Raw genomic sequence first — 7,133 nt, forward strand, 5'->3', positions numbered from 1 at the left:
CCGGCCGGTCGAGCCAGGGCGGCAGGGGTTTGAACCGGGGGCCGGGCAGGCGCCCCTGCAGCAGGATCAGGAGCAGGACCAGGACTGCCAGGGAAGAGGCGATAATCAGCTTTTCGAATCCAAACCATCCAGTGCCGAACCTCTCAGGAGTTCTTTTCAACGTAGACACGGTAGAGGGATCACCCGCTGCTTTCTCTTGCACCTCTCTAACTTTCCTGTTTTCTATTAGCATCCCTCACCGCAGCAATTTTATTAGAAGGCCAATAAATTCTTCTACGGCAAGGCCAGCCTTCGGCAACAACAGCAAGAAGAGCAACAAAGGCAGCAAAAAAGATAGCTGGCACGACCTCACTCAATGCCAGCTGCAACAGGCAAAAACAAATAGTGCCCCCCAGGAGGCCACTTTGGTAAATAGCCCTTACCCATACGAAATAGCGAAGAGCCAAATTAGTCTCAGAAGGATTAATTAGTCGAAATGTAGAATTTAAGGAAAAAGCACTGTGAGTTGGGGGAGGGATGAATTATGAGGAAAATGGTTCTAGCTGCGGCATTTTGTTTCTTTTCTCTTCTCTTCGGCGTGGTCCCTGTTGCTTTTGCTGCCCCGAAAGTACTTCTAGACGGTAGGGAGCTGAGCTTTGATGTACCCCCTATCATAGAAAAGGGAAGAGTACTAGTTCCCCTGCGCGCCATCTTCGAGGCTTTAAATGCGGAGGTATTTTGGGACAGTAAATCCCGAACAGTTATTGCAACCAGGGGTGATTCTACGATCGTACTCAAAATCGGAGAAGCCGAAGCCTACAAAAACGGTATACCTGTAGCTCTTGACGTGCCAGCGATGATTGTGAACGGGCGAACCCTGGTTCCGCTGCGTTTCATCTCGGAATCCCTTGGTGAAAGCGTGGCTTGGGATGGAGAAACCCAAACAGCTATCATCTTCTCGCTCCCTGTTGTGAGCGAAGAAGAGATCCCAGATCCAGACGCGTCGGTACCGAAAACCGGGAGTCCCGCGAGCCAAGGAAGCACATCAGATCTCATACCCTCCGATTTAGCTGCGTTTTTCCAAGCGTTCGACTTTGACAACAGCGGCGACGTAGACTTCGAGGAGATTGTAAGTTTTTACTACTGGGTTGAGGAGAATATTGCATACAGATATGACGACGAGGAAGAACTTAATCCTCAGCCAGATTGTCTTGTTGGAGATGGGCGCCCAGGGGATGATTATCGCCAGAAGCCTTATGAAACATGGAGAGAGGGGGCTGGAGATTGCGAAGACATGGCAACTTTCGAGGCTGCCTTCTATAACTACTGGGGAATTGGCGCATATGTAGCACTAGTCAACGCAGAAGACCCGGGGCTTCCCGATCATGCGTGCTGCATTGTCCTGATGGGAGGCACCCCAGAGGAGTACGCTGAATACCTTGGTGATCTAGTGCACTGGGATCTTTCGTGCGAAGAAGAGATGCCGCTCACGTATCAGGGCGAGGAAATACCGCCTGGTTGCTACATGCTTATAGACAATGCCTACTCTGACGACTTTGGATACCTAAGCTATGGTCTGGAGGAGGGACAGTTTAGCATCTACTGGGTTGTGCCTTGGGATAAGCTGTATGACGAAGAATGGCATCAATTCATAGCCACGTATCATCTTCCCTACAGCTAATCCAGAAAAAACTGGGAAGGAAGGTAAAGGTGAGTAAGAAGAGTGCAGCTATCATCCTTTGTCTCATCGCCTTCCTCGCAGCCCTCATATCGGTGCCCGTACTGAGGAGGTCTGGGAAAGAGAGCCCGGCTCCGCAGCCAGTGAGGCAACAGATGGAAGAGGTCAACGCTCCGGCGCCCGGGCCAGGGAGCGAAGCGACACAGCAAGAGGTCGAGAAAAGGGTAGACATTTCCTACGACGTGTCTCTCCCGGAGTGCATCTCATCAAGCGCGGAGTTTAAAGCGTGGGCAGAGGCGCACGCAATACCGCCAGTGCTCAAGTTTTATCTCTCAGGCTCGGACGTAATCAGAAGCGTAATTCCTGTCAGCGAAGCCTGGTCAGCTTACCAAGAACTTTACCGAAAACTCGGGAAAGAGAAAAAACAAGGTCTACTCTCCCGATGGCCTCCGCTTCGCAGACTATATTCCCAGTGAAGGACACATTGACCCACTACTCTTTTTATATAATCGTACAGGCAGGGGAGAGATGGAGTGCTTTGCGTGGCGCGGAGCATCAGATGGAGACCGTATATACTGGCTTGACTCCGGGGTGCTAGTGGTTCTTGAATACGTGGACGAATGGACATCAGAGGATGTTTACATACCTGCCCAGGCGTGGGTAGAGATCTACGATCTGCGGCTGGGTAGGAGGTTCACCTACGAGCTTGTCTGGCTGTGGCCGGTGACGGAGTGAGGAAGCGGGACGAAGGAAGACATCAAGAAGACGCTCGAAAAGTACGAGGAAGAGTTCAGCGGGACCGAGGCTACCAAAGCGGTACTACTCGTTGCTTGTCAGGAAGTTCCTTGCCAAGAAGAAGGGTAACTTGTCCCGGAAGGCAGTCGAGGAGTACGTAAACTCACTCAGGAAGGAGGGCTACTCCGAGGTTACCTTGACCTGGTTTTCAGGACTCCCAGGCGCTTCTACCGCGTTAACGGGGTCGAGTCTGCTTTCAGGCGGAAGGAAGGGCCGCGCATAAAGAAGAAAGACCTGTACGCGCCAGCGCTGGACCCCGGGATGGTGAGAGAGATGATCCAGGGCGAGATGATCGGGCTCCTAGACGAAGCCAAGAGCACACTGGCGCTCTCCACCGTTTGCGGGCTCCGCAGGGGCGAGATGGCGGGACTGAGGAAGGACAACATAAACCCTCCGGGACAGGGTGATCTTCGTCGAGACGCTGAAGTTCGGGAGACAACGCTACCATTCTCCATGAGGAGCCGACCAAGTTCCTTATGTGCTTGCCGTTTCAGACGCGGCAACAGTCGAACGTGTCCTAGGTCAGTTTTTCGGGACTTCTAACCCCACTTAAACGAGATGCACCATCCTCCCTCACGCGCGGCAAAGGGCTCGCGGCAAAGGGCTGCCTGACATCTTCCACTTCCTCCGCTGCCAAAGGGTGCGCAACTCGTCCGCCCTCTCGCGAAGTATCTTCACCACATTCCGGGAGGTTCGCCACGGCCCCAGCGAAGGCGGTCTCCTCGAGTTCGTTCTTTATGGGTTCCCTGCTCTCCGCGTTGAAGAGGACACCTTTTCTCCTGGCGCTTCCAGGCGTTGTTCGCTCCCTGGACATAGCCTTTGATAAAGAAACCGAGCGCCTCGACGAGGGTCTCCACCGCCGCCATTACCCTCAAGTACCGGGCCCTCGCGTCGAGCCAAAGTAGGGAGAACCCCAGCCACAGCGCGGCTGGTGTCCAGAAGATCCGAGAATTTTGCATCTCGCATGCCGATGGGCCACGAAAAGCGATTCTTTGCTTACTGTAAACCTCTTTACGGGAAGATTCAAGCCGTCTAAGAAAACATACATGATATTGCATCCAACTGTCGGCATGAAAATTCGGAGTAAAGAAGGTGCCAGGGTGCGAAATGTGGGTTTTTAGCTAACTTTTCAAAAAGGAAGCCTTTCAATCAACTGATTGAAAGGCTCAATGATAAAGAATTTTGTGGGAGGTGTAATAATCTGAAACTTTAATTCCTTTCTTACTTTCAGGCCGAGACTACTGGAAGTGCGACATCTGGCAACTATCCGTTGACCTTCATCTGTTCATGAAACTTGTTACGGCTTTAATGCAACTTTGAGAGCATTGTCGATCTTCTTCTCAAAAATATCGTAGCCTTTAAGTGCTTCGTTTAGAGGTAGGGTGTGAGTTATCAGGAAGCTTGTGTTGATTTTTCCTTCTTTTATCAAATCAATTAGTTGCGGGATTCTGTTAGCATTAACGAGTCCCATATGGATCTTAATGTTCTTGATCCAAAGCTCATTGAGAGGCAGGTTTTGGGGTTTCTCAAAGACCCCGACTATAGATACGGTCCCACCTGGTCTTACCGCTGCAAGAGCGGCTTCGTACGTTGGTCCTACTCCAACTGCTTCAATACAGACATCAGCCCCGCGACCGTCCGTCATAGATTTTATGACTTCTGCTGGGTTTTCCTTGGCCGGATTGATAGAGTAATCAGCAATACCCTGTTTTTTGGCGAAGGTTGTTCGCTGTTCATCCAAGTCAACTGCTAAGATCCGGGCAGGCCCCCAAAGTCGAGCGGTGAGCATTGCACACATTCCTACCGGGCCGCATCCAAAAACCGCTACGGTGTCTCCTGGCTTAATTTCTCCGTTTTCTGCTCCAAAATAGCCGGTAGAAAGAATATCTCCTACAAATAAGACATCCTCATCAGTCAGGTTATCGGGAATCTTGTGCATCCCCATGTCGGCATAAGGAACCCGGACATACTCAGCTTGAGCTCCGTCAATAAGATATCCGAAGATCCAGCTTCCATCCACGCACTGCGAATAAATCTGCCTTAGGCAGTAAAAGCACTGCCCACACTGGGTAACGCAGGATACAGCCACACGGTCTCCTGGTTTAAATTTGGTTACTGCTGATCCTACCTCATCAACAACTCCCACGAATTCGTGCCCGATTATAGTACCTGGCTTAACCGCAGGTAACCCGCCGTGCCGGATATGAATATCAGTGCCACAGATTGTTGTTGTAGTGACTTTGACGATAGCGTCAGTAGGTTTTTGGATTTGAGGCTTTGGAACTTCATCAAGCCGAATGTCATCTTTTCCATGGTATACAACTGCTCGCATCGTTTTCATTTTTTTGGCCTCCTTAATTATCAAACAAAAATTCCTGCTTGCTGCGAGAGCAATTATGAAAATTTTTTAAAATTTTCAAGTTACTTGGTTTCACGCGACACAAAACTCTGTAGCATAAAAGTTTTTTGCAGGCTCCACCCCCTCGGCAACCATCTATCATTTCTGTCATAGATCCCCGACATTGGATAGAAAACTCGCTGAAGCATATTTTCTAATACTCTGGATTTGATAAGGATTTGATTGCGTCTACCCTATGTGAGCAATTTCTTCAAAGAATCTTGCTAAAGAGAGAAAACTGAATTCAATGATTCAATAGAAGTTGGTCCAATTTACAAGTCTCTTGTTCCTAACTGTAATTCCTCCCCACACCTAAAGGTGCAGGGCTTCCTCGCAGCGGATACATGCATCCGCCGGCTTATACCGGTGCAAGCGTCCCTTTTTTACCCGTCGCCGAAGGGACTCCCGGAGGGGATAGTCGCTTCCGTCCCAACTACGCCAGGCTCCTTGGCGATACTTTTTGCCAAGCTTCTGCTCTTATCCCCTCCCTCCCCTGAAGGAGAAAGATCTACCCGCGCATTTTTATAAATCTGACGTTGATCAACTTGTTTGCCGTGTTTTCAGTGATACCGAGCCACCTTTAGTTGCTGTATTTCATTGATTGATGATCCTACGTGTTTCTCCTTTACTTTTTTCGTTGAATTTTCACTGAATGCCCGACACAATTTGCATAATTCGCATAAAGAGCATTCTAAAGCTCTAGCAACGTTTTCCAGAACCTCGAAAGAGGGAACATTTCTACCTTTTTCAATATTGTTGTAATATCCCCGCGAAATGTGCGCTCGTCGCGCAACATATGCAGGTTTAAAGCCCTTCTGTATTCGAATGTGCTTTAGGGCTTCTCCTAGTTGCTCTGCCTTCATTTCAGCCCTCCTTCACTTACTTTTTATGTTACTTTATCAACGAACAACTAACAAAGCTCAAAAAAGGAAAATATTTAGCTTGAACTGAGAATATCCTCCGTTTATCAAGTGATTTTTATTGTGAACATTATAATCTTACAAAGTTGTATTTTCTTAAAATACACTTAAAGTTATACTTATAAAAAGTTGGGGAGGGAAAATAAAGTCGAGGATGTTTTGAATTATCTGAGTGGAGAGAATCAACATGTTCAAACCCGAAAAACTTAGAAAGCTACGGAAACAGAGAGGATTTAGCCTTAGAAGACTTGCGAAAATAGCCAACACATCGTTCAGTTACCTGAACAGCATTGAATTAGGAAAAACAAATCCTTCTCTTCCTATGCTTGAAAGGCTGGCACGGGTTCTTGACGTTCCATTATCTTATTTTTTCGAAGATGAACAAATAGAAACACCTCTTCCTAGTTTTGAATCCTTCCTTTACCGAGTCCTTTCCGGTGAAATACCAATTCATTTCAATGGAATAGATAAACTCTCCCCTGAAGTTGAGGAAGCAATCCGTGCCGGATTAAAAGCAATTCTGGCCCACATAGATGCCGAAAGGGAATTGAAAAAATCAAAAAAAGAAGCAGGGCCGCGCGCGGCCCTGCTCAGAGAGATGAAAACAGAGAAGGAAGCTGATTTTCCCCAATGCGCCCGTTTGTAAAGGGCAGGAATGCTGCCCGCAGCTTTGGAATCCTCTGTCCTGAAATTGCCGAACGGCTTGGTTTAGTTTAGTAGCGGTTTATGTTCCCCTATCCCTACCCCAGCGGGGGCTTCACCATTTATATAAACCAGAGTCCATTTCTCGTTGCAAGCTCTCCGTTACCCCGTTCTCTGCAGGAAGGCACGATCCTCCCGAATGCGGGCACCACATCCCTCACTTCTGCGAAAATCGTTTCTTCTTAGGGAAACGTACTTTCTTTTTGCCGAGCCGGAAAGAGATCGAGGCGGACCTTTTTGCTCTGGGCTACCTTTTTTGAGTGGGACAAAGAAGGGTTCAAAAATGTGGATTCGACCTCGTTTAGGTTTGCGGAAACTTACGGACTGTCGAAAGGAGCAGGGGATGCCGCTCGCGCTTGCGTGCAGCGCGCATACAAAGAGAAGCGTTTGGAGTTGCTTGCTTCAAGTTGAGCACTACGCATGCTGTAATGGAATTGATGAGAAAAGCGGCGCGGCAAATAAGGCTCTTTTATTTCCAACTACCGTCTAAGACGAAAAACAAAAAGGCCTCCGATCTCTGGAAGCCTTGATTTTTCTGGTGGGCGCGGCAGGGATTGAACCTGCGACCTCTTGAATGTGAGTCAAGCGCTCTCCCACTGAGCTACGCGCCCCTGATATGGTGGGCCCACCCGGATTCGAACCAGGAACCTACCGGTTATGA

At 48.8% G+C, this 7,133-nt stretch carries 7 protein-coding genes and 1 tRNA gene; 4 read left to right on the plus strand and 4 right to left on the minus strand.

Features of this window, described 5'->3' with window-relative positions; translation table 11 throughout:
- The coding region (locus HPY90_RS14260; RefSeq protein ID WP_287195486.1) for a hypothetical protein at window positions 1–232 on the minus strand (232 nt) is incomplete at its 3' end.
- Between the two features lie 291 nt (window positions 233–523).
- Here HPY90_RS14260 and HPY90_RS14265 point away from each other — a divergent pair.
- Genes HPY90_RS14265 through HPY90_RS14275 form a run of 3 tightly spaced genes read left to right on the plus strand, consistent with a single transcriptional unit; the run spans window position 524 to window position 2,392 of the window.
- A complete protein-coding gene (locus HPY90_RS14265; protein ID WP_287195488.1) occupies window positions 524–1,660 on the plus strand; it encodes a stalk domain-containing protein in 1,137 nt (378 codons plus the stop codon).
- A 29-nt stretch (window positions 1,661–1,689) separates the two neighbouring features.
- The gene (locus HPY90_RS14270) at window positions 1,690–2,133 is read left to right on the plus strand and encodes a hypothetical protein (RefSeq protein ID WP_287195489.1); all 444 of its coding nucleotides are present in this window, start codon (window positions 1,690–1,692) and stop codon (window positions 2,131–2,133) included.
- A gap of 52 nt (window positions 2,134–2,185) precedes the next feature.
- A complete protein-coding gene (locus HPY90_RS14275) occupies window positions 2,186–2,392 on the plus strand; it encodes a hypothetical protein (protein WP_287195491.1) in 207 nt (68 codons plus the stop codon).
- 1,357 nt (window positions 2,393–3,749) lie between these two features.
- Here the strand turns inward: HPY90_RS14275 and HPY90_RS14280 are convergent.
- Together HPY90_RS14280 and HPY90_RS14285 are read right to left on the minus strand one after the other, a co-directional pair.
- Window positions 3,750–4,817: an alcohol dehydrogenase gene (locus tag HPY90_RS14280; RefSeq protein ID WP_287195493.1), complete on the minus strand. Its 1,068-nt coding sequence runs from the start codon at window positions 4,815–4,817 to the stop codon at window positions 3,750–3,752.
- Window positions 4,818–5,410: 593 nt separating this feature from the next.
- On the minus strand, window positions 5,411–5,713 hold the full coding sequence (locus HPY90_RS14285; RefSeq protein ID WP_287195495.1) for a helix-turn-helix domain-containing protein: 303 nt from the start codon (window positions 5,711–5,713) through the stop codon (window positions 5,411–5,413).
- A gap of 244 nt (window positions 5,714–5,957) precedes the next feature.
- Between HPY90_RS14285 and HPY90_RS14290 the strand changes: the two genes are divergently transcribed.
- Window positions 5,958–6,416: a helix-turn-helix domain-containing protein gene (locus HPY90_RS14290; protein WP_287195497.1), complete on the plus strand. Its 459-nt coding sequence runs from the start codon at window positions 5,958–5,960 to the stop codon at window positions 6,414–6,416.
- 592 nt (window positions 6,417–7,008) lie between these two features.
- Here HPY90_RS14290 and HPY90_RS14295 read toward each other — a convergent pair.
- Window positions 7,009–7,083, minus strand: a tRNA-Val gene (locus HPY90_RS14295).
- Window positions 7,084–7,133 lie beyond the last annotated feature (50 nt).

This window comes from Syntrophothermus sp. (genome assembly GCF_013314835.1).
In the GTDB taxonomy this organism is placed as follows: Bacteria; Bacillota; Syntrophomonadia; order Syntrophomonadales; family Syntrophothermaceae; genus Syntrophothermus; species Syntrophothermus lipocalidus.

Coding starts and splice junctions, on each gene's coding strand:
- HPY90_RS14265 (WP_287195488.1), top strand. CDS start 524: ATGAGGAAAATGGTTCTAGCTGCGGCATTTTGTTTCTTTTCTCTTCTC.
- HPY90_RS14275 (WP_287195491.1), top strand. CDS start 2,186: ATGGAGTGCTTTGCGTGGCGCGGAGCATCAGATGGAGACCGTATATAC.
- HPY90_RS14290 (WP_287195497.1), top strand. CDS start 5,958: ATGTTCAAACCCGAAAAACTTAGAAAGCTACGGAAACAGAGAGGATTT.
- HPY90_RS14285 (WP_287195495.1), bottom strand. CDS start 5,713: ATGAAGGCAGAGCAACTAGGAGAAGCCCTAAAGCACATTCGAATACAG.